General features: G+C 71.8%; 16 protein-coding genes and 2 pseudogenes. 10 read left to right on the top strand and 8 right to left on the bottom strand.

Annotation, left to right across the window (positions count from 1 at the left end):
- A pseudogene (locus AB0D48_RS35305) lies at positions 1-260 on the bottom strand (serine/threonine-protein phosphatase); the annotation flags it as partial.
- A 628-nt stretch (positions 261-888) separates the two neighbouring features.
- Here AB0D48_RS35305 and AB0D48_RS35300 point away from each other — a divergent pair.
- Positions 889-1782 carry an NUDIX hydrolase gene (locus tag AB0D48_RS35300; RefSeq protein WP_362406735.1) on the top strand — a complete coding sequence of 298 codons (894 nt, stop codon included), beginning with the start codon at positions 889-891 and terminating at the stop codon, positions 1780-1782.
- 171 nt (positions 1783-1953) lie between these two features.
- Positions 1954-2439, top strand: a complete 486-nt coding sequence (locus AB0D48_RS35295; RefSeq protein WP_362406732.1) for an NUDIX hydrolase — start codon at positions 1954-1956, stop codon at positions 2437-2439.
- A gap of 105 nt (positions 2440-2544) precedes the next feature.
- Here AB0D48_RS35295 and AB0D48_RS35290 read toward each other — a convergent pair whose 3' ends face one another.
- Positions 2545-3741, bottom strand: a complete 1197-nt coding sequence (locus AB0D48_RS35290) for an MFS transporter (RefSeq protein ID WP_362406729.1) — start codon at positions 3739-3741, stop codon at positions 2545-2547.
- A 100-nt stretch (positions 3742-3841) separates the two neighbouring features.
- On the opposite strand from AB0D48_RS35290, the gene AB0D48_RS35285 reads away from it, so the two are divergent.
- Positions 3842-4927, top strand: a complete 1086-nt coding sequence (locus AB0D48_RS35285) for a helix-turn-helix domain-containing protein (RefSeq protein WP_362406726.1) — start codon at positions 3842-3844, stop codon at positions 4925-4927.
- Positions 4928-5092: 165 nt separating this feature from the next.
- Here AB0D48_RS35285 and AB0D48_RS35280 read toward each other — a convergent pair whose 3' ends face one another.
- The 3 genes from AB0D48_RS35280 to AB0D48_RS35270 form a co-directional block, all read right to left on the bottom strand.
- Positions 5093-6028, bottom strand: coding sequence for a hypothetical protein (locus AB0D48_RS35280; RefSeq protein WP_362406723.1), 936 nt, complete (start codon positions 6026-6028; stop codon positions 5093-5095).
- A 14-nt stretch (positions 6029-6042) separates the two neighbouring features.
- Positions 6043-6909 carry a papain-like cysteine protease family protein gene (locus tag AB0D48_RS35275; RefSeq protein WP_362406720.1) on the bottom strand — a complete coding sequence of 289 codons (867 nt, stop codon included), beginning with the start codon at positions 6907-6909 and terminating at the stop codon, positions 6043-6045.
- A gap of 929 nt (positions 6910-7838) precedes the next feature.
- The gene (locus AB0D48_RS35270; protein WP_362406717.1) at positions 7839-8291 is read right to left on the bottom strand and encodes a YbhB/YbcL family Raf kinase inhibitor-like protein; all 453 of its coding nucleotides are present in this window, start codon (positions 8289-8291) and stop codon (positions 7839-7841) included.
- A 247-nt stretch (positions 8292-8538) separates the two neighbouring features.
- Here AB0D48_RS35270 and AB0D48_RS35265 point away from each other — a divergent pair, with 247 nt between their 5' ends.
- A complete protein-coding gene (locus tag AB0D48_RS35265; RefSeq protein WP_362406714.1) occupies positions 8539-9234 on the top strand; it encodes a hypothetical protein in 696 nt (231 codons plus the stop codon).
- 43 nt (positions 9235-9277) lie between these two features.
- Here AB0D48_RS35265 and AB0D48_RS35260 read toward each other — a convergent pair whose 3' ends face one another.
- Entirely contained in the window at positions 9278-10078 is an 801-nt protein-coding gene (locus AB0D48_RS35260) for a 3-hydroxybutyrate dehydrogenase (RefSeq protein ID WP_362406711.1), read from the bottom strand.
- Positions 10079-10255: 177 nt separating this feature from the next.
- Here AB0D48_RS35260 and AB0D48_RS35255 point away from each other — a divergent pair, with 177 nt between their 5' ends.
- Positions 10256-11017, top strand: a complete 762-nt coding sequence (locus AB0D48_RS35255) for a class I SAM-dependent methyltransferase (protein ID WP_362406709.1) — start codon at positions 10256-10258, stop codon at positions 11015-11017.
- 10 nt (positions 11018-11027) lie between these two features.
- Here the strand turns inward: AB0D48_RS35255 and AB0D48_RS35250 are convergent, their stop codons facing one another.
- The gene (locus AB0D48_RS35250) at positions 11028-11441 is read right to left on the bottom strand and encodes a hypothetical protein (RefSeq protein ID WP_362406706.1); all 414 of its coding nucleotides are present in this window, start codon (positions 11439-11441) and stop codon (positions 11028-11030) included.
- Positions 11442-11706: 265 nt separating this feature from the next.
- Between AB0D48_RS35250 and AB0D48_RS35245 the strand changes: the two genes are divergently transcribed.
- Entirely contained in the window at positions 11707-13263 is a 1557-nt protein-coding gene (locus AB0D48_RS35245; protein ID WP_362406704.1) for an alpha/beta hydrolase, read from the top strand.
- 120 nt (positions 13264-13383) lie between these two features.
- Here the strand turns inward: AB0D48_RS35245 and AB0D48_RS35240 are convergent, their stop codons facing one another.
- Positions 13384-18030 carry a hypothetical protein gene (locus AB0D48_RS35240; protein WP_362406701.1) on the bottom strand — a complete coding sequence of 1549 codons (4647 nt, stop codon included), beginning with the start codon at positions 18028-18030 and terminating at the stop codon, positions 13384-13386.
- A gap of 86 nt (positions 18031-18116) precedes the next feature.
- On the opposite strand from AB0D48_RS35240, the gene AB0D48_RS35235 reads away from it, so the two are divergent.
- The 4 genes and pseudogenes from AB0D48_RS35235 to AB0D48_RS35220 all read left to right on the top strand — a co-directional run bounded on the left by AB0D48_RS35235 (position 18117) and on the right by AB0D48_RS35220 (position 20745).
- The gene (locus AB0D48_RS35235; RefSeq protein ID WP_362406698.1) at positions 18117-18506 is read left to right on the top strand and encodes a hypothetical protein; all 390 of its coding nucleotides are present in this window, start codon (positions 18117-18119) and stop codon (positions 18504-18506) included.
- A gap of 114 nt (positions 18507-18620) precedes the next feature.
- On the top strand, positions 18621-18800 hold the full coding sequence (locus tag AB0D48_RS35230) for a hypothetical protein (RefSeq protein WP_362406695.1): 180 nt from the start codon (positions 18621-18623) through the stop codon (positions 18798-18800).
- 129 nt (positions 18801-18929) lie between these two features.
- Positions 18930-19207 (top strand): annotated as a pseudogene (locus AB0D48_RS35225) (transposase); the annotation flags it as partial.
- A gap of 956 nt (positions 19208-20163) precedes the next feature.
- A complete protein-coding gene (locus AB0D48_RS35220; protein ID WP_362406692.1) occupies positions 20164-20745 on the top strand; it encodes a DUF3060 domain-containing protein in 582 nt (193 codons plus the stop codon).
- Positions 20746-21015 lie beyond the last annotated feature (270 nt).

Here is a 21015-nt window from a genome sequence, read left to right as displayed (position 1 = left end):
TGGTTGTGGCTGGCGGTGATCACGCTGACACCGACGGCCACCCCCGCCGCCGCGAGCGTGCCCTTGGGGCCCATCGTCACCGCCGCCAGAGCGGGGGTCGCAACCAGCAGCGGGCCGGTGTACACGACGTGCGCGGGCGTGAGCTCGATGAAGAGCACCAGCAGGGCGATCGCGAAAGGCACGCACTCCGCGAAGGCGAAGAGGACCTGGTGGTGGCCGTCGGCTCGCGGTCCAGGGGACGAGCGCAAGGGCGCTCTCATGAATACAGCCTGCCTCGCCCGGAGCCGTGACCGCCACTCCGGTTCACCGGTCCCGTGGACCTCCGGCCACCGCCGGAACCGCGTACGGATGGATGCGGAGACGGCGCGCCGCCCCCGCCGCCCTGCCTTCCGGAGCGCAACCGGGGCACCCCGGACCATGTGCGAGGGGCCACCGCCCTGGTCCCGGGCGCAACGGCGGTCCGGGCCCCGTACCGGGAGCACGCGGGGACCGCGCTACGGCAGGCAATCCCCCGCACAGGTGAAGCGCCCTGTTCGAGCGAGTTTCAATTCGGCCGCCCCAGACCCGCCAAGGCCACTGGAGCGAGACAGAACATGCGTTCCCCCATTGCTCCTGAATCGGCCGTGACGACCTCGATCCAGTGGCGTTCTTGGAGCACCAGTGCCAACGCTGCACCCATCCGGAGGATGCCCTGTATCCCGCGTCCGCCTGCCGCGCACTCCCTGCCCCCTTCGAACACCATCGCCCCCTCCCGTCCTGCCCCCGGCCGCGCACGCGGCGCCGTGTTGACGCGCCCGCCGGCCGCCGTGGGAGCCCTTCGCCGCCGGTCAGCGATCCGCCTCCCGTCTCGACACCCGGTGAACGCCCTCCCACCTCCAGGAGTTTGCGATGACTTCGTCCGACGAACCGCGCGGGACCGCCGCGCTGCTGGTCGACTCCCGCGGCCGGTATCTTCTGCATCTGCGCGACGCCCACAAGAACATCTGCGACCCGGGGACGTGGAGCATCCCGGGTGGAGCCCGCGAGGGAACGGAGTCCTCCCAGGACGCGGTGGAGCGGGAACTCCTGGAGGAGACCGGCCTGGCCGTGCCGCTGGAGGAGTTGACCGTGGTCGACTGCCTCGGACCGGACGGACGGACCAAGGGCCGGATCCGGGTCTACCTCGGGGCCTGGGACGGCGACGCCGACGAGCTGCCCTGCCCCGAAGGCGTCATGTTCCGCCACTTCGACGCCTCCACCATCCCCTATCTGACGATGTGCCCGTGGACGACGGAGGTCATCGCCCTCCACCTGGCCCAGGCCCCCGCCCGGCGCCCCGTACCGGCGCCCGCCCGGGCGGGCGCTCGGGCACGGCTGAACGTCGTCGGCGTACACCTCTATCTCGAGCAGGACGGCAAGGTACTGCTCGGGCTCCGGCACCCCGACTCCGCGTTCGCGGCGTCCACCCACCACTTCCTCGCCGGGCACTGCGAGCAGGAATCCGCCGTCACCTGCCTCGTGCGGGAGGCGGAGGAGGAAGCCGGACTCGCCATCGACCCGGCTCAGGTGGAGCTGGCGCACGTCGTGCACATGGTGGACCACCCAGGCGGTCAGCCCCGCGTGGGGCTCTTCTTCCGCGCCCGGCAGTGGCGGGGCACGCCGGAGGTGCGCGAGCCCGACCGGTGCGTGTCCTGGGGCTGGTGGTCGGCCGATGCCCTCCCCCACCCACTCGTCCCCTATACCCGGGCCGCCATCGAGGGCATCCGGGCCGGCCGCCTCTACACCGAGCTCGGCTGGTCCTGACGTACCCGCGGCCCTTCCCGCCTGCCCCAACCGAGGAGTCGTACGTGGCCCATCCCATCCTGCCGCCCGCCCGCACCGAAACCGCCTCCGGTGAAGGGCCCGCGGTGGCCCGGGCGGAGATGCCCGCCCGGACGCCGCCCGGGGAGCGGCGGCGCCCGGCACACGGTGCCGGTGGACGTCCACCTCATCCTGCACCGCGACGGCGAGCCCGGCCGAGCAGGCCGTCGGCCGGCTCACCGGGCGGCAGAGGTCTCCTGGATGCGCACCGGCAGCCGGGTCTGGCAGCTCACCGGCTCCGGCGGCGGCACCTGGTACCTCAAACGGCACCGCGGGAGGCGGTTCCACGACCGGGAAGTGGCCGCGTACCGCACGTGGGTGCCGATGCTCGGCGTGTTCTTCACCGACGAGGACGACCGGCCCGTCCAGTTGCGCACCACCTACTCCAGCACCCACCCGTGGCAGTGGCCCGGAGGCGTCGCCGACCCGGGAGAGCGCCCGTGGGAGACCGCCGTCCGGGAGTGCCGGGAGGAGACCGGAATCGTCGTGCCCGGTGTCTTCGACGGCGGTCGCCTCACCCGCGGGCAGCTCGCCAGGGTCGTCCTGGACCCGGACGAGCACGACGAGGTCCGCGCTCTGACGGTCGCCCAGTGGAGTTGATGCCGGGCCGGGACCACGCGCGGCTGGAGGCGGTCGTGGCCGCACGCCGGACCGGGGTGCCGGTGTATTTCGGCACCTGGGACTGGGACGCGTAGCTGAGCGCGTTCATCGGTCCTTCTCGGTGGCAACGGCGCCGGCGGAGAGGAGGGTGGCAGCGGCGAGGCTGCCCCAGAGAGCCGCCGAACCGTGGGGTGCGAGAGCGGTGATGACCGCCGGGGAGACGGCGAGGCCGAAGCCCGTGGAGAACTCGAATCGGGCGAGAGTGCGTCCCAGGGCATGGGCCGGGGCGAGGTGGGTGGCGAGCGCGGTGGCGCTGCCGGCATAGATGATCTCGCCGAGGGTACAGACGACGGACACCGTGGCGACGGCCGGGGCGCCCCAGCCGTGTGCCAGTGAGGTGGCCGCCAGGAAGCCGAGGTAGGACGCGGTGAGTACCACGCCGGCGAGAGCGAGTACGGTCCGCCGGGAGAAGCGGGACGTCAGGACGGTGACCGGGACCTGCAGGGTGACCACCAGCACCGTGTTGGCCACGAAGATGGCTGCCGACCACACCGGGGAGGCGTGCAACTGTGTCACCAGGACCAGAGGGAGCGCGATTTCGGGGACGTTGAGGCAGAAGACGTAGATCACGTTGGCGGCCAGCAGCGCGCGCATCCGGGGTGCGGGCCCGTCCGCCCCGTCCCTGGCCGGCGTAGCCGCCGGATGCGCGTGGAGGTGGACCGACCACGCCAGGGCCGCCGCGGTGAGATAGGCGAGCCCGGTGACGGCTGCCAGCGCCTGCAGTGCGGTGGCGCCGCCCGCCAGGCATGCGGTGGCGAGGAGCGCGCCCGCGCCCAGGCCTGCGTTGCGCAGGGCGCGGCCTGCCGCCAGAGCGGTGTCGCGTTCCCGGCCGTGGGCGACCCTGGCCACGAGCGCCGCGTGGGCGGCCGGCCACGCCTGGTTGCCGATGCCGAGGAAGAGCGCCGCCGTCGCGAACAGCCAGACGTGCCCCGCCGGGGTGGCCAGCAGCAGCGCCACACCCAGCACCCGTACCAGCATCGACGCTGCCACGACCGTGCTGCGTGCGCCCCGGTCCAGCCACCGGCCCACCGCGGGCATGCACGCGAGACCCACGACGACGCCGGCCGTCATGGCAATGCCGGTGGCCGGCGCGGACAGCCTCAGCACCATCACCCCGTAGAGCAGCAGAAAGGGCCGCAGCAGGCCGGTGCCGAGCGCGTCCACGGCCAGGGCGACGGCATAGCGGGGGCCTCCGGAGGCACGGACGAGGACGCGGGGCTGGATCTTGGTGGTGGTTGCCATGGCCTCAACGGTGCGTTTCGGCCGCCAAGCCAGGTACGCCGGTTGACGGACACCGTCAACCGGCGCCGTCACCGGCCATCCGGTCGGTGATCATGAGGGGATGACGTTGAGGATCGACATCAGCGGCCTGCCGTCCGAGCGACTGCGGTTCGCCGCCTCCCCGCTGGCCGAGCTGACCGCGATGCTGCACGTGCTGTCCGAACCAGGGCACCATCCGCAGCTCGCCGGCTGGGCCGGGGACGTCTGGGCCGGCCTGCGGCCGGAGCTGGCCGAGCGGTTGCGGGAGGCGGAGTTCCTCTGGTGTTCCTCACAAGCCGACTTCCTCATCCCCGCCCGCCCCCGGCCGACCCTCGTCGAGGAGTTGGACGACGTGGACCGGATCGACGACGAAACGTACGTGACCGCCGCGCTCGTCACCACGTGCGGCAGCAACCGGGTCAGCTTCGCCTCGCCGTCGCCGCTCACCGACGCGACCGCGCGCAAGCGGGCCCTGGACGTGGCCCAGGCCCGCGGCGCACTGCAAGAGGCCTTCGCGGAACGGCTGCTCGCGGACCCGGCCGCCGTGCGGGCACGGGTGCGCGACACCCTCGAACAGTGCGCCGAGGCCTTCTTCGACGCCGCCTGGGCGGGCATCACCGCGCAGCTCGCCACCGACCTGCGCCTGAAGAACGACCTGCTGAAGCGCCGGGGCATCGGGGCGGCACTCGCCTCGGTCTCCGGCGCGGTCGCCCTGGCGCCGGACGGCGACCGCATCATCGTGGACAAGCTGCAGGACAAGTCGACCGCCGCCCACGGCACCGGGGTCACCTTCATCCCCAGTGTCTTCGGCCGCCCGCACCTGGTGGTGGTCCACACGCCCGGGTGGCAGCCGGTGGTCCAGTACCCCGTGGCCGAGCCGGGTCCATCAGAGCCGGTACCGCTGGAAACCGTCACGCTACGGCTGGAGGCACTCGCACATCCGGTGCGGCTGCGGCTGCTGCGCACCCTGGCCCGCGCCCCGCACACCACCCGTGAACTGGCCCACGCCTGGGAACTCTCACCCCCGGAGGTTTCCCGCCACCTCGCTGTCCTGCGCCGCGCGGGCCTGCTCACGGCCCGGCGGCACGGCCGATACGTCCGTTACACCCTCAACCTGCCCGATCTGACGACGCTGGGCGCCGACCTGCTGGCGGCCGTACTGCGCTGAACAGCGCGGGCCGTACGTGGCACTGACCTGCCTGGGCCTCGCCTCCGTCCCACGCGCCGAGGAAGCGGTTCGGCGCGTGCGGGCCTCCTTCCCGAGCCCGGCGTGCCGGCGAGCGAAGTCGCCGGGCCTGAGTACGGAGAAGGGGCCCGGCCTCACGGAGTCAGGTCAGCGGGTGGTGGCGGTCCCCCGGCGGCGCGCGTACATCACCGCACCGCCGATCGCTGCCACGGCTGCGGTCCCGGCGACGGAGACCGGCTGCCAGGACACGCTACGGGCCGCCGGTTCCCCGGATGCGGCAGATACCTGCTCCGGCTGGTCCTCCACGAGGCCGCCGTACCCGCCGGCCAGGCCCTTGCGGTCGTATTCCGAGCCGGGCATCTTGTCGGCGTAGCGGGCGGTGACCATCTTCTGGTAGGCGGCGAGGGCGATGCCGCGCTTTCCGCCGAGGCCGGTGGCCGCCTCCTCGTTGAGCGGCTCGACCATGCCTTCGGCGGTGAGCCGGTACCAGGCGTGGATCTGCGGCTCGGTGAAGGTACGGGCCTGTGGAGTGCCGCGCTCGGCGAAGCCGACCTCGGTGTCCCCGTCCCGGATGCCGGCCAGCTGCCAGCCCTCGGCACCGACGTTCTGCACGCCGCTTCCCGTCGTGGCGGCGTTCCCCTTGGGCGCGAGCAGTACGGCGGCGGGTTTGCCGTCGGAAGCGGTGACCCGGGAGGCGAGGTAGGAGAGCCGGAGCGCGGTCTCCGGGGTCGCCTGGGACTTGCCGGTCACGAACTCGGGGCTGATCTCGAACATCGGCACCGGGTCCTTGAGATCGAACCCGGGCGGCGCGGCGACCGCGGCGGGTGCGTTCCCCGGAGTGCCGACGGTGCCGCCGTCCGCGGCGGGGGCAGTGCCGTGCTGCCGGGCCGAGACCAGGAAGCGGGAGACCGTGTCTCGGAGTTGGTCGCTCCGGAGGGCCTGCTGGGCGGACTGGTAGCCCGCGATGCCATCACCCTCCGCAGCCTGTGCGGGAACGATTCCGCACAGGGCGGCGGCTAGTGCGGTCGTGGCAAGAACGGCGGCCCGGACTGCCGCACGCCTGGTGCGTCGCATGGTCTGCATGGTCGCTCTTCTCCTCAGCCCTGGATACCGATGCGCGAATGGGTCCACTGGAACGAGTTGTTGTTCACGTAAGTGGCGTGGTTCCACCAGGTGTAGGTCTGGGTGGTCTGCCACGGGTCGCCGACCGCGATCATGTTGGTGGTGCTGTCGTAGCCGTAGATGACGTTCATGTGACCGCCTCCGGTGCGCCAGCCGAACCGGACGGCGAACGGCCGGCCCGCGGCGATCTCGGCCGCGGACTCACTGAACGAGGCGTTGCGGTTCAGGCTGTGGCCGCTGTTCCTGAGCCCCAGCCTGGCCAGGCCGTTGGCCATGTCTTCCAGTGTCGCGGGCTGGTTGTTGCAGTTCACCCAGGTTCCCTGGGCGGCAAGTTGGCAGAACTGCTCCTGGCTGACGGAGCGGCCCCAGTGTTTGGCGATGGTCACGCCGGAGGCGTCCCAGCACCACTGGGTCCTGACCTGCTTCTGCATGTCGATCTTGAGCGTCTTCGCGGTCGTGGGGGTGGGGGGCGTGGGTTTCGGGTTCGGGTTCGAACCGCAGACCGGCAGGGAGGTGGTGTTCTCGTTGATGAAGGCGTCGGCGATGTAGTAGGAGCCGGTGAAGATCCATCGCGGGTTGTTCTCCACGGTGTCGCCGGTGGTCCGGCAGGACATCTGGATCCTGTCGCCCACCTTCGAGGAGCCGTTCACCTGGGCCGAGAGGGACGGCTTGGCCCGGTGGTTGACGGTTCGGTAGTTGCCCTGCCCGCCGATGACCGTGCCGCTGACCCCACCGGCCTGGGCGAGGGCACCGAAGCCGAACAGCAGACCCCCCGAGAGTGCGGCGGTGATCGCGGCTATCAACGTTTTCTTGCGGCGGGACGCGCGACGTTTGTGCATCATGCTCCTTGATCTGGGAATGCGGGAACGTGCTTGCTCGGCGGCGCTCCGTTGAGTGGCGAGCAGTCAGCTCTCGGCGTCAGGAGACCGAACGGAGCGCGCAGGAAACATCACGGCCGCGGTATGGGTGCAGCTCAGCCGCCCCCCGGGGCGGCGTCGCGTGGGTGGTGAGACTGCCGGGGCGAGCCGGGCAGGCAGCAGAGGCGAGGGCCGACGGTGATGCCGTCGACGCCGGGGTCGGGTCGGGGTCGCGCTCACGGTGCCGGCGATACGGCACAGCCGTCCTGGGTGCAGGGCGCTTGGCGGATACGCGGACCGGAACCACGCGTGGCTGACGCCGTCGCCGGTGAAGTGCCACTGCGGGCCACCGTGTCAGCGGCCGGGAACAACCGGTCGGTACGGCCTCCGGCCGTCTTGTCGCCCAGACGGCTACAGCCGGGCGGCGCCGACTGGCGGAGTGTCACATCCGGGCGGCTCGACGACCCTGCGCTGCCGGTGAAGCTGAGATTCAGGTCCTCTACGACCAGGCACAACCACACCTCTTTCCTTGAATGGATTGGGTGCCGGGAATCCTGCCAGAGAGATGGAGGGATCTGAACGACGTTGATCTACGCGCGAAGATGTCGCCCATTCAATTACCAACGCGAGGAGATATGACGCATCGTCAATCTTGCAATTCCTTGGGCTAGTTGATGGTCACCCAACCATTGGTCCAGGCCATTTCAAGGAAACTGACGACGCATCACTTTACCTAAACTTGAAACATTTCAGCCTTTTATTGGACGCCATGTCAAATAGCGAAATCGCCCAGCGTGTACGTCGCGTGACTCTCCATCATTTCAAAAGGGAAATCGGCCCCAGGTTTTGCATGGAAAGGGCCGCCGAGCCCAGGATCTCCGCCCGCGCGACGGTCACGTCGGCCATGACCACGGTCAGCGTTGATACGTGCCGACCAGAGTGCCGACCGCCAGTTCCTTGCCCTCGATCGCGCGGTGCACGGTGTCGACCTCCGGACGGCCGTGCAGGGTGAGCGGCTCGGACAGGGCGTACAGGCGGAAGACGTAGCGGTGCGGCCCGTGCCCCGGCGGAGGCATCGGCCCGTCCCAGCCCACGTGCCCGAAGTCATTGGGCCACGGCAGCCCGCCCCGAGGCTTCTGCCCTTCCTCGGCCCCGGTGGCTCGGGGATCGATGCCGGTGACCAGCCAGTGGAGGAAGGTGCCTCCCGGGGCATCCGGGTCTTCACAGAGCAACACCAGCTCGGCGGTCCCCTCGGGCGTGGCCGACCAGGTCAGGGGCGGCGAGATGTTCTCCCCCTCCCTGCTGTACCGGCGGGGGATCACGGTGTGATCGTCGAAGGCGGTGCTGCTGAGTTCAATTCCTGTCATGCGCGGCGCACTACCCGCGGGCGGCAGCTCGGACACCGCCCCGCAGGGCAGAACACCCGAACAGCGGCGTCCGCACGCCGAGCGCGCACCAGAAATCAGCAGCCCAGGGGCGCGCCGCACCGGGCTCACCGCGGCGGGCGCGACGAGGAGTTCGGGGTGGCCTGGCAAGAACGGCGAGGTCCGCTGTCAGTGGTGGGCACGAGGATGTGACCGTACCGCTGAACCGGCACCATCCAAGGGAACCTTCATGCCCGCACCCGCCCCCGCACCCTTCCACTTCCCCACCGGATGGTGCGCCACCGACCTGGGCTCCTACCGGCCGTGCGAGTTCACCTACGAGGTCTACCCGCGGGTGAGCCTTCCCTCCCTGGATGCCGACGGCTTCGACGGCCGCTTCGGGTGGCTGGGCGGGCCGGGTGCGCCCGACGGGCCGCGGTCGGGTCACGGAGAGCACCTCGCGGCCGTGGAGGCAGACCTGGCGCCCCTCGGTCTGCGCCTTCCCTCCGACTTCCGCACCTTCTACGGCAGCGGCAGCCTCTGCCGCGCGTTCGACGAGGTGTCGGTGACGGCCTGCTGGAGCGACCTGTCCGGACCCCTGCAGAGCCCGGCCGAGGACGGCGCCCGCCTCGTACGGTTCCTGCGGGACCAGCAGGACTGCGTCATCTGGTACCTGTACCTGCGCCCCTCGGGGGAGGCGTTCGTCGTCTTCTCGCACCTGGACCTGGAGCTCGCCGGGCAGGAGCTGGACGAGGCACAGGCGGACGGGTTCCGTGCCGCGGCGGCTGACTCACTGGTGCGGTGCGCCTCGACCTTCGAGGAGTTCGCCTACCGTTTCGTGGTGGAGAACGAGCTGTGGATGCACCTGAACACCACCAACCCGGACATCACGTTGGCCTCCAACCTGCAGGAGTACCTCGACCATTACGCGGCTGCGGCCTCCTGACCGCCCGCGGCATCCTGACCGGTAGGTAGCGCCCGTCGGGGGTTCAGGCGCCCGTCCAGCCGCCGTCCAGGGGGATCGAGGCACCGGTGAGGTAGCCGGTGTGCGGTCCGCAAAGCCAGACGGCGACGGCGGCGACCTCCTCCGGTTCGATCAGCCGCTTGATCGCGGAGCGGCTGAGCATCACCTCGCCGACCACCCGCTCGGGGTCGATGCCGTGCGCGCTGGCCTGGGCCGCGATCTGCTGTTCCACCAGGGGCGTGCGTACGTAGCCCGGGTTGACGCAATTGCTGGTGATGCCGTGCGGGGCGCCTTCGAGGGCCGCGACCTTGCTCAGCCCTTCGAGGGCGTGCTTGGCGGTCACGTATCCGGCCTTGAACGCGCTGGCCCGCAGACCGTGGACGCTGGAGATGTTGACGATCCGGCCCCAGCCGCGTGCGCGCATGTGCGGCAGGGTCCGGCGGAGCAGCAGGAACGGGGCGTGGACCATCACCCTCTGGATGAGTTCGAACCGGTCCGGGGGGAACTCGGTCAGGGGGGCCACGTGCTGGAGGCCGGCGTTGTTGACCAGGATGTCGATGTCGGCCGGCAGCCCTTCGATGAGGTCTGCGCGGGCCAGGTCCACCACGTGCGAGTGGCCGCCGATCTCCTCGGCGACGGACACGGCCGCCCGCGCGTCCATGTCCACGACGTGGACGCGGGCCCCGGCCGCGGCGAGGGCTGCGGCGCAGGCGCGCCCGATACCGCTGCCGGCGCCGGTCACCAGGGCGGTACGGCCCGCCAGGTCGACACCTGCTGTCCGGTCGGATGCCGTCCGGTCGGACGCGGGAGTGGTTCCGCTTGTCATGGCGGGAATCATGCGCGACATCCACGTACCGCTCCCATGGGTGCGACCCCCATAGTCCGGCCGGGCCATGTGTCGGACACCGCCAGTCCGGCCGCACGCGAGGGATGTCCGCCCGACAGGGCCCGGTGGCCGGATCGTGCGCTCGTGGGCCGGGCCGTGTCCGGCGATGATGGCCCGATGGACATAGGGGTGGACACACGACCGGCCGAAGCGTATGCCGTGTCGGCCGAGTTCTACGACCTGCTGCACGCCCGCTCGTACCACCGGCACGCACAGGTGCTCGCCGGCGCCGCGGCGGCCGCCCGTATCGGCATCGTCGAGATCGGCGCGGGAACCGGTCTGGTCACCGAGGTGCTGATCGACGCGTCGATCGTGCCGGTCCACGCCGTCGAACCCGCGGCCGCGATGCGGTCGTTGCTCCTCTCCCGCCTGCACCCCCCGGTCGGCCGCTCCGCCGCCGACCGGGTCACCGTGCACGCCTGTTCGGCACTCGATCTGTCGCTCACGAAGCAGGCCGATCTGGCGGTCTGTCTCCGGCTGGTCCCGTGCCTGCCGCCCGAGGAACGGCGCGCCCTGTGGCGGATGGTGGCCGATCTGCTGGTGCCGGGCGGCCTCCTCTTCCTGGACCGCCCGCCGGCCCGGCTCCCGGTCCGTCCCACCCGGCGTTCGCTGGGCGAGGTCCGGCTGGGCGTCGACACCTACCGCGGTCAGGTCACCGCGCGCGCCGAGGACGGCCGGATCCGCTGCGACTACGCCTACCTGGTGTGCCGTCAGGGCCGCATCCTGCGGCGGGCACAGGAGTCCTTCCTGCTCCGGCCGATGACCGTACGGGCGCTGAGCGAGGAGCTCGCGCAGGCCGGCCTCGCCCTGGAGGAGGAGCTGACGGCGAACGTGCTGCGCGTACGACGGGGGGCCCGGCGGACCTCGGCAGCCCGTTGACGTGCGACGGTCAGGTCGCGTAGATCACGGTGGTGACCACGATGATCACCGTGAGCACGGCGCTGACTCCGTGGGTGACGACCGCGGCGACGGGGAAGTTCCGCTCGGCCGCGGCGTCCCCGTCACGTGAGTGGCGCCCGCGGCTCGGCAGCCAGCGGAAGAGCAGGACCGCTCCGAGGGACGCCACGACCAGGACGAGCGCGGAGGCCGCCCGCCCCGCGGAGGCCGCCCGGGAGAGGGTGAACACCGTCCAGCAGCACAGCCCGGCGACGGCGAGCAGGATGTGCGCGAGGATGACCGGCACCGGCAGGCGGGTGATCCCCGCGGCGCGCTGCCGCCAGCCGCCCTCGCGCAGCCAGACCGTCAGCAGGTACGCGCCGATGGCGGCGGTGAGGATCCAGACTCCGAGCCCCGCGTAGCCCATCCCTGGCTCCTCCCCTCCCCCACGCCCCTGTCGCGATACCCATGACAGCAGGCACCGACGGCACGGACGGCAACCTCAGGGCCGACCGCCCCCGGAAGGTGTGAACTGTGCCGCTCCGACGCACGCATGCGCTCACGCTCTGCTAAGGGCGCCCGGGTGGTGGCACCAGTGCCACCACCGGTACGGGTAGTAGCGATATCGCGTCGGGCCTGCCCGTTCGTGGACGCTGGGCACGACCGATCCACCCCAACGGGGAGAACAGCACATGCACTTGCTCAGGAAACCGGCGCGCTGGGCCGTTGCCGCCGCTTGCGGGATTCTCGCCGCGACCGCCCTGCCCGCCGCCGCCGCGCACGGCGCGGGCCCGGCCGGGGCACCTCCCGTACCGGAGCGGTACGCGCACCAGCAGCTCGCATGGCAGCCGTGCAAGAACGGTTCCCTGGAATGCGCGGCCATGTCCGTGCCACGCGACTGGTACCACCCTGATGCGGGACCGAGCCTGACGGTGGCGGTGTCCCGGCACCGGGCCGCGGACCCCGCCGCGCGCCGGGGCGTCCTGATGATGGCGGCCGGCGGTCCCGGCGCCTCGGGCCTGGGCCGGCCCGCCGGACTGGCCTCGTACGCGCCGAAGCTCGCGGCCGCCTACGACATCGTCGGATTCGACCAGCGCGGTGTCGGGGCCAGCACCAAGGTGGTCTGTTCGGATCAGGAGGCCGTCGACGCCCTCTTCGGCAGCGGCGACCTGCGCGACCGGAGCGAGCAGGCCGTACGCCGCACACTGGACCGCACCCGGGACTTCGTACGGGACTGCCGGCGCAATTCCGGGGACCTGTTGCCGTACATCACCACGGACCAGGCCGTGCACGACATGGACCTCTACCGCTCGCTCCTCGGCGCCGACAAGGTCTCCTACTACGGCCCGTCCTACGCCACCTTCCTCGGCGCCTACTACGCGACCGAGTTCCCCCGCCGCGTCGACCGCGTGGTACTCGACAGCAACATCGGCTTCACCGGCAGCTGGCAGGCCTTCATGACCGGGCAACCGCTGAGCTTCCAGCGCCGGTTCGAGGAGGACTTCCTGCCCTGGCTGGCGAAGAACGACGCCACGTACCACCAGGGCCGGACCCCACAGGAGGCCAAGGCGCGCTACGAAGGGCTGCGGGCGGCGCTGCGCGAGCACCCACTGGACCTCGACGGGACCGTGATCACGCCCAACCACCTCGACGCGGCGGCGACCGGCGCCGTCTACAGCGGCGACTTCTTCCCCGACCTCGCGGCCGCCCTCGGCGTCCTGGGAGACCCGGACAGTGCCCCGCCGGCCGCCCGTCAGGCCCTCGCGCAGAAGCTCAAGCACCCCATGGAGGCGGGGTTCGCCGCCGACTTCTTCTCCGTCGTCTGCTCGGACACGCCGTGGACCCGCAGCACCTCTTACTGGGTGAGGAAGAGCGAAGCCGACGCCCTCAGCCATCCCATGGCCGGAGCAAGGGAGTTGACGTTCGCGTCGGTCTGCGCGGCATGGCCGCGCTCCACGGCGCCGCACATCGAGGTCACGGGCAAGGGGCTGCCGCCCGTCCTGATGCTCAATTCGGTCCACGACCCGGCTACCCACTACGAGGGCGCCCTGCGGGCCCACCGAGGATTCGCCGGATCGCGCCTGATCACGGTGGGCGGCGGCGACCACGGCGTGTACCAGTCGCACAACAGCTGCGTGGACACCTACGTCGAGGACTTCCTCGTCGAAGGCCGCCTGCCGGCCCAGGACACCACGTGTGAGGGGAAGCCGCTGCCGGATCCCGCGGCAGGGCCCGGCCGGCCGTCCTGAGGACGCCGGACGACCGCCGCTCCCCGTGACCGACAGCGTGGTCCCTCCATCGCATCGCCGGGGCCGCCGGGGCCGCCGGGAGGGGGACGGGCCCGGCGCGGGGTCCCCGGACCCCGGCGCCTACCCCTGTACCCCCGCGGCGCGCGTCTCCGCCCAGGCACGGGTGAACAGTTCGTGCGGCGGTACCGGGCACAGGAAGCGGGTGAAGGGGCCCTGGGGTTCCGAGGCCCCGGCGGACACCAGGTGGGCCGGTAGTTTGGCGGTCTCCACCGGGAGGTGGGGTGCCTTGAACTCCGTCCACGCGCCCGGCACGAAGGCAGTCCGGCCGGCGCGGGCCCGCCTGCCGTTCTGTACCGCGCCCGCCGCCACCAGTTCCGCCTGGGCCGCCTTGTGGCGGGCGGGAGTCCAGCCGTTCCACCGGCGGACGTTCTGGTCGGTGGGCCGGGCCAGTGACAGCAGCTGGAGGTACAGGGCGGCCGAGTCCGCCCCGACCCCGAGGGCGGCCGTGACCTCGCCGACCAGCCCCGGGACGCTCAGCGCCGGGTTCAGCTCGTAGCCGCCCGGCGGCACCGGGGTCGAGGCCGCGCGGGCGACCATCCGGGCGAGCCCCTCGCCGCACACCGCCCGGACCCGCCGGACGGCCTCCAGCAGGCCGGTCAGGCCCAAGTCGCCGCACAGCCGCACGGCCCGGTCGACCCGCTCCGGATCAGCCAGGGCCGCCGGTCGCAGGAACACGTCCCGACCGGGCACGGCGACGACGAACAGGCCGTCGTCGTAGGCCGTGGACGGCTCCGTGTCCTCCCGGTAGAGGGGCTCCGGGCAGGGCAGCACCGCTCCCGCGTACGGAGCGAAGGCCGGGTCCTCGGCCGCCGCGCGGCCCAGCGCGAAGTGCCAGCCCAGCGGGATCAGCGTCCGCGGATCGTCGAGCAGCGCCCGCAGCGTGCCGTACAGGGCGACGGCGCCGACGGCGGCCGGGTCACCGGCCGGACGCTCCGTCAGTGCCCAGGCCACGACGGAGGCGGGCTCGGAGTGGAAGGACCGGCCGGTGATCGCCCAGCGGCCGGCGCTGCCGTCCGCCTCGGCGTGGTGCAGGCTGAGTCCGCCGCTCCGGTTGCCGACGAGGACGAAGCCGGCGCCGGGCAGGGCGGCCTCCGCGGGCGCCCCGCCGCCCGCGAGGGCACGGGCCCAGCCGTCAGCCAGCCCCAGGTCGGCTTCCAGGGCTCCGGCCAGCCCTTCGTCCACGTACGGGGTGGTGCCGAGCAGCTCTGCCCAGACCGCGGCCATCCGCTCGGCCGCCGCGGTCATACCGCCTGGCGCCCACAGCTCGGCCGGGTCCTCGGGAACGCCTGCCGCGAGCACCGCCCGGCGCCCGGCGTCGCCCAGCCGGCTGCAGAGGTCGCCGTACTCCCGGGCCATGGCCTTGTTCGCCTTGTACGGGGCCGCCCGCAGCCTCTTCAGGTGCTCGTCGTGGTCCTGCCGGTCGGGCAGCCCGCCGAGCACCAGGGCGGCGATCGAACGCCGGGCACCCGTACGCCACGAGAACACGTCCAGCGCCTCGGGCGACAGCGCGAGCGGCCCCCGCTCCGCCACCAGGCGCAGCAGCCGGGGCAGCCGCGCCGCGTCGTCGCGGGCGATGGTGGAGGTCGCGCTGTCCACGGCGCCGGCGGCGGGCGCCGGGTCGGCCGCGGGCTGCACGAACGGTGCCACGCCGCCCCGTTCGGGGCCGGAGGCCACCGACCACCCGGCCGCCCGGCAGCGTTCCAGTTCCCGTTCGGGTGCCCGGCCGGTGCGCCACTCGCTTCCGCGCTCGGCGTACGGCTGACCGCTCCAGGTCTCCAGCAGCACGGCCAGGGCGGCGCGCTCCTCGGCGTCGGTGGTCTCCACGGCGGCCCGCCAGGCCACCGCGTCGATGCCGCCCAGCAGCACGGACCACGCGTCCGGCGCAGCGGGCAGTGCGAGGCGGCGCGTCTCGTCGTCGATCTCGCCCCGCAGGTACCGGCCGTCCGCCGCGATCGCCGTCAGCGTCGCGGGCTGCGGGCCCGGCACGTAGGCCTGGTACGGGCGGACCGTGGGCAGCAGCCCGCCGAGCGCGGGCGCCAGCACGGTGTCCGGGACGGCCGGGCCGAGCTCCACGACCGGACCCGACCGCATGATGCCCACGCGCCGGGACAACTCCTCGCGCCGCCGCCGGACATCGGCGGCCAGCAGCGCGGCACGCACCACGCCGTCGGCCACGCGCGGCTCGGTCACCTCGGGCAGCACCCGGGCGATCTCCGCGCGCACGGCGGCTTCGGCGTCGGCGGCCGCGCCCCGCGCTCCGGCCGCGTCGAGGAGGGCCCGCACGGCGTCGTCGCCGATGGCGCGCAGTGCCGTGGAGGCGTGCTCGTCGCGCGGGGTGAGGAAGTGCCAGTACGCGGGCGGTGGCACCGGGCCCACGCTGTGGGCGGAGGCCCGTCGCGGCCGGTCGGAGCCGGGGAAGCCGTGGACCTCCCACAGGAGCGAACCGTCCTCGGCGGCGTGGCAGCGGATCCTCGACTCGCCCGCGAGCACGGCGTCCTCGCCGCCCTGGGGCATGCGGACGATGCCCCAGGGCCGGCGGCCCGGTCGCCTGCTGCGGTAGCGGGCGCGGCGGCCGTCGACGCCCTCCAGCAGGAAGTCGGTCGGTGACGGCCCCGCGTACGGCGTGCGGTACAGCACCCGACAGCCCGTCAGGGCGCCGTCCTGGCCCAGGGGTGAGGCGGGCGCGCCCTCCGGCAGGGCCGCGAGGGTCAGCTGGTCCCGGAAGACGGCCGTTCCCGGCGGTACCTCGGCCGTCCCGTGGCGCTCGGGCAGTGTGCCGTCGGTGCCGCGTGCTCCCGTCACGGGGTCGACGCCGGCCCAGCCGTTCCTCGACTGGAAGACCACGGAGCTCCAGAAGCGGGCGCCGTCGCTCATCTGGAAGTCGTGGTGCCCGATGCCTTCGCGGCTGCCGGGTCGCAGGACCCGCTCGCCGTCGTGCCGGCCCCCGCCGTCCGGAGTCTCGAACTGGTACCCCAGTCCGCCCTGGATGCTCTCGGCGTACGGCCGCAGCCCGTACGTCTCCTGCGGCTCGAAGACCTCGTCGGGGCTGCCGGACCAGAAGGCGTACTTGCCGAAGGAATCCTTGGGGTCCGTCGTCCAGCTCACCAGGAACTGTCCGCCCGCGAAGTGGACGACGGTGCGCGCCGCGTCCTCGGGCAGCCGGTGGGCGCAGGAGGCGCGCACGCCCGCGTGGTCGACTGCGACGGCCTTGTCCCGCCCGTACACCGTCAGCACGGGCCAGGTACACGTCACGCCAACGATCTCGCCGGGCGTGAAGTCCGCCAGGGCCGCTTCCAGGGCCGGCCAGCCCAGTTCCTCCGGCAGCCCGGCCCGCAGGGTCCGCGCGAGCGAACCCGCAAGGTCCAGGGGGGCCAGCACCTCCTCGATGCCGTCCAGGGCCGTGGCCGTCGGCCGGTCCAGCAGGTCGCGCAGCTCGTCCACGGCCTCGTCCGCCGCGGCCAGTCCACCGCCCGCCAGTGCGCGGAGCAGGCTCTCGACGCGGGCGTGCACCCCGGCGGCGATGCCCGCGTTCTCGGGGAGCCGGGTGATCGCCGTGCCCGCACCGCGCAGGGCGGCGTGCACAGTGCCTTCCAGACGCGGTCCGAAGACCGGGTCCGCGGCCAGGGCCTTGAGGTCGCGCCGCGACCGCTCGCCCCAGAAGGTGAGCCTGATCGCCTCTCCCGGGTCCTCCACCGCGAGGCCCTCGGCGAGGCAGAGGTCGAGCAGGTCGGCGTCGAGCCCCGGCCAGCGCCAGCGGTCCTCGTGCAGCCGCAGCGGCTGCCCGGCCGCGCGCAGCCGGGGTGCGAACCGGGCCACCAGGTCGAGCAGTTCGGGCGGCATCGGCTGCCGCGCCACGCCTCCGTACGGCACCTTGTGGTGGGCGTACGCGCGGGTGTACCGCCCCAGCCAGGCGGCGATCCCACCCTCCGGGGTGATCCGCCCGGCGACCACCGCGTCGGCCGCGCCCGAGGCCAGCAGGAGCCGCAGCCAGGCCGCCGCGTCGTTCTTCGACTCCGGGAACACCTCCAGCAGCGCGGCGTCGACCTCGTCGCCCTGCGGGTGGGCGGCCAGCAGTGCGGCGACCGCGTCGAGCAGGCGGTCCGGTACGGACTTCCCGCGTGCGGCGCCGATCATCGGGGCGAGTACCCGGGCCTCCTCGGCCGGGTCGAGGCCGGCGGCGCGCGCGGAGGCGCGGACCCTGCGGGCCAGATCGGCGGGGAGTTCGCCGGGGGACGCCGCCCACGCCGTGAGGACCCGTATGTACTCCGCGTGCGCGCCGGCCGGGTCCAGTACGCCGGCCAGCCATCCCTGGTGGCCGCTCAACTCCTTGACCGGGAGGGCCCCGGCGCCGGCGAGCAGCAGCACGTTCTCCCGGCGCCAGCCGGGGTCCACGGGCAGCGCGTGCTCGCGCTCGGCGGTGCGGGCCATCGTGTACGCCCGCCCGCCGGCCCTCAGGTCCCAGGAGACGAGCCGGTGGGCCATGGTGTCCCAGAACCAGGGCAGGTGGCGCGGTGGCAGCGCGCGGGCGAGGTACTCCATCCCCTCCAGGGCCCGGCCCGCCTTCGGGTAAGCCCGGGAGATGCGGTCGCGTACGTCGTCGAGCAGGGCGACCGCGCCGGCTTCCGCTCCGGGATCGTGGGCGCGCACCCAGTCGGCGTACGCCTCCGACCTGTGGAGTTCCGACGGAAGGGGGACAGGAAGGTTCATGTGTCCGATCCTGCCACTCACCACTGACAACCCCGGTCCGGACATGACCCGTTCGGCCGCCCGTCGCACCAGGTGGGGCGCGGTGCGTGCTCCCCCGGGCTGAGGGGCGATCGCCTCCGCACGCTCGCCCTGGCGGCGCCCTCGACGGCCCGCACGGGCAGCGCGTACACCTACGCCGTGACGGTCACCATCACGGCCTGTCCCCCGCGATCGAAGTGGTGGTGACGCCGGCCACGCCCGGCCCGCTGCACGTAATGAAGTCCGCCCCGCCGGCCCGGCGGACCACGAAGACCGGGATCACCTGGAACGCGGGACGGATCGCCGTCGTGCAGTCGCGCACCTTCCGCGTCACCGTCCGGCCCGGGGCCCCGGGCCCCGTCACGGCGCCGGCCAAGGTCTCCTCCGCCACCTTCGACCCGTGCACCGGGAACAACGCGAGCGCGGCCGAGACCCGCGTCGTCCGCCGCCACCTGTAGACGGCATACGAGATCGGTTTGTACGTACCCGCGGGTATCGCGACCCGAAGGGGCCGGGATTTGATACTTCTGGACAGCTCCGGTGTGCGCACTGCCCGCGGGAAGGACGTGACCGTGCTCGATTCCCTGCGCCCCAAGACCGTCGTCTGCCCGTATTGCCAGGCCACCGACAAGGAAGGCGTCGCACGGACCCTGTACGCCGTGGCGGGCTCGCTGTCGGTGACCTGGCACACCGCGGCCTGCCCGCACTACGCCGCCGATCTGATCCTCGCCGACGGCGAGACCCGGAACTAAGACCGTGTCCTACATGGTCAGTTGGCAGTTGTACGGGTCATGGGGAGTGGGAGGTGGGTCCTGTCCGACGCGGACGGACTGCCCCTGTCCCATTTCCACATGGGACACGAATCCCACGCGACGGAATCGAAGCCCCGCCGCCTTCACGCCGACAAGGCGTACGACATCCCTCACCTGCGGCGATGGCTCTGGGGCAAGCACATCGGGGTCCGCATCACACGCAAGGGCATCGACTCCAGCGAGCGGCTCGGCCGCCGCAGGTGGGTGATCGAACGCACCATGTCCTGGCCGACCGGTTACCGCCGGCTCAACACCGCTACGAGCGGAAACCAGGCAACTACCTGGCCTTTCTCGGACTGGCAGCCGCTCTCTGCTGCTACAAACGGTTCCTCAAGCTGACCATGTAGGACACGGTTTAAGTTACGAATATGAGCATCGGTTCTCCTCTCTGTCACGAGATACGGCTCACGTTTGCCGGGCCAGCGGTACCAAAGACGGGCACGCCCGATGGCGATCTTGTCCAGTCCTTGGGTTGCGAGGGCTCTGGTCTCGACTCGTCAGCGCCCGGCACGGCCCACTGCGGCGGAGCAAACGATCGGTGCCACTGGCTGCCCGGATCTCGCGGCGTGCCGCCTCCCAGGGTGGTGGCCATGGGTGGCAACCGGGCGTCCCACCCACCTCCGTGGCATCCGTGGAACTACTCGAAGCTGTGGATCAATCTGAGCACCCGTGACGGTCGCGACGGGCCGCTCACGGAAGCCGCCAGTGCATGAACATGACTTGAGGCTAACGTTCGATTTTCTCGACGATGAATGATCGGAAACTTGCGCTAGAAAAAGTGCGGGGCGATCGGCACAGTAGCCCCGAGTCGAACAATCGCCCACTACGAAGGAACGTTCGGTGGGTTCTGGCGGAGCCTGATTGCCGCCCCGGTCCGGAACGCGGGCGATCACGCGACACGAACCCTGGCCGTCTGCAACCCCGTCGATCCGGAGCTTCCTTGAACCTGTCAGTCAGCCAGGCAGGTGCGAGCCCTCTCGCATCAGTGTCTGACTGTTCGCCGCCACTGAGTGCGGCGACCGCGCGAAAGCAGCAAGTGGCCCTCCATGGCAGAGACATGAGGTAGGCCACCCTGGCGCTTGACGCGGTGAGCCTTCGTGCCTCCGAGGATGCGGAATGAGGCGCGGGCTTTGCGCGGAGGTCAGAGCCGGGCGTGAATGAGCAGCCTCTCGTGAAGCCTGCGGCGCCGTCGCCACCGGCCTCTTAGCCACCTCGGTGCGACAGCGCCTTTCCGGAGTTCTGATCCACAAAGCGCGTCGCCATTCCGGGCCCGCACAGTTACTACCACAAGGAACACATCGCCATGCACGTCTCGAAACTGCTGCCCACTGCGGTCATGACCCTTGCACTCGCGGTCACGACCGGTTGCGCAGTCGACGTGACCACGCCGGCCGAGGAGGCATCGTCATCGTCACAGACCAACGGAACAGCGCACGCCGACGATGCAGACAACCCCAGCACCGGTGCCGCCCCCAACAGCAGTGCCGACGCGGCTTCCAGTTCGCCTCCGTCCAGCACAGACAAGCCGCTTCAGCTCACCGGCACTCATAATGTGCAGTCCGCTGACTGCATGGGACGCGACGCGAACATCTACGCTGACTCCAGCAGTTTCTTCATCGAGGGGGACTGCGGGACCGTCACCGTCAGCGGCAGCAATAACACGATCTACGTGGAGTCCGCCGACATCCTGACGGTCAGCGGGGCCGCCCATGGGGCGGCAGTGAAGACCGTCGGTACCATCAGAGTCGAAGGCCGCAATAACGGGTTGGTCTGGGTACGGGCCTCCAAGGGAGACCACCCCGAGGTGATGGCCGCGGGTGCCTCCAACGAGGTCGCCCGCGTCAGTGAGCAGCAGTACAACGACGCACTCAAGGAAGACCAGTAGCTAGCCTGGGGACGCCGCGCGCTGGGCGAAGCGCCGAGCACTTCCTCGCCTTCGTCGGCATAGCCGCAGCCCTCATCGGCTACCGCCGACTCACCAACTGAAACGGCGTCTACTGAGTTTTTCGTTAGTTCAGTGGGTGTGGTGGTCTTGTCAGTGGGAGGCTGTCGGGGTGTCCTACAAGCCTTCGCTCGCTGCCTCTGAATCTTCTGTTCCTCCTTTGACGCGGCCGCAGTTGGCCGAGGCGCGTCGTGTTCGAGCGGTCGAGTTGTT

It is taken from the genome of Streptomyces sp. NPDC048269, assembly GCF_040652395.1.
In the GTDB taxonomy this organism is placed as follows: domain Bacteria; phylum Actinomycetota; class Actinomycetes; order Streptomycetales; family Streptomycetaceae; genus Streptomyces.
Note: the sequence above shows the minus strand (reverse complement) of the source record. Positions and strands in the feature narration are given on the sequence as shown.

Coding starts and splice junctions, on each gene's coding strand:
- AB0D48_RS35300 (WP_362406735.1), top strand. CDS start 889: ATGACTTCGTCCGACGAACCGCGCGGGACCGCCGCGCTGCTGGTCGAC.
- AB0D48_RS35290 (WP_362406729.1), bottom strand. CDS start 3,741: ATGGCAACCACCACCAAGATCCAGCCCCGCGTCCTCGTCCGTGCCTCC.
- AB0D48_RS35285 (WP_362406726.1), top strand. CDS start 3,842: ATGACGTTGAGGATCGACATCAGCGGCCTGCCGTCCGAGCGACTGCGG.
- AB0D48_RS35280 (WP_362406723.1), bottom strand. CDS start 6,028: ATGCAGACCATGCGACGCACCAGGCGTGCGGCAGTCCGGGCCGCCGTT.
- AB0D48_RS35275 (WP_362406720.1), bottom strand. CDS start 6,909: ATGATGCACAAACGTCGCGCGTCCCGCCGCAAGAAAACGTTGATAGCC.
- AB0D48_RS35270 (WP_362406717.1), bottom strand. CDS start 8,291: ATGACAGGAATTGAACTCAGCAGCACCGCCTTCGACGATCACACCGTG.
- AB0D48_RS35265 (WP_362406714.1), top strand. CDS start 8,539: ATGCCCGCACCCGCCCCCGCACCCTTCCACTTCCCCACCGGATGGTGC.
- AB0D48_RS35260 (WP_362406711.1), bottom strand. CDS start 10,078: ATGACAAGCGGAACCACTCCCGCGTCCGACCGGACGGCATCCGACCGG.
- AB0D48_RS35255 (WP_362406709.1), top strand. CDS start 10,256: ATGGACATAGGGGTGGACACACGACCGGCCGAAGCGTATGCCGTGTCG.
- AB0D48_RS35250 (WP_362406706.1), bottom strand. CDS start 11,441: ATGGGCTACGCGGGGCTCGGAGTCTGGATCCTCACCGCCGCCATCGGC.
- AB0D48_RS35245 (WP_362406704.1), top strand. CDS start 11,707: ATGCACTTGCTCAGGAAACCGGCGCGCTGGGCCGTTGCCGCCGCTTGC.
- AB0D48_RS35240 (WP_362406701.1), bottom strand. CDS start 18,030: ATGAACCTTCCTGTCCCCCTTCCGTCGGAACTCCACAGGTCGGAGGCG.
- AB0D48_RS35220 (WP_362406692.1), top strand. CDS start 20,164: ATGCACGTCTCGAAACTGCTGCCCACTGCGGTCATGACCCTTGCACTC.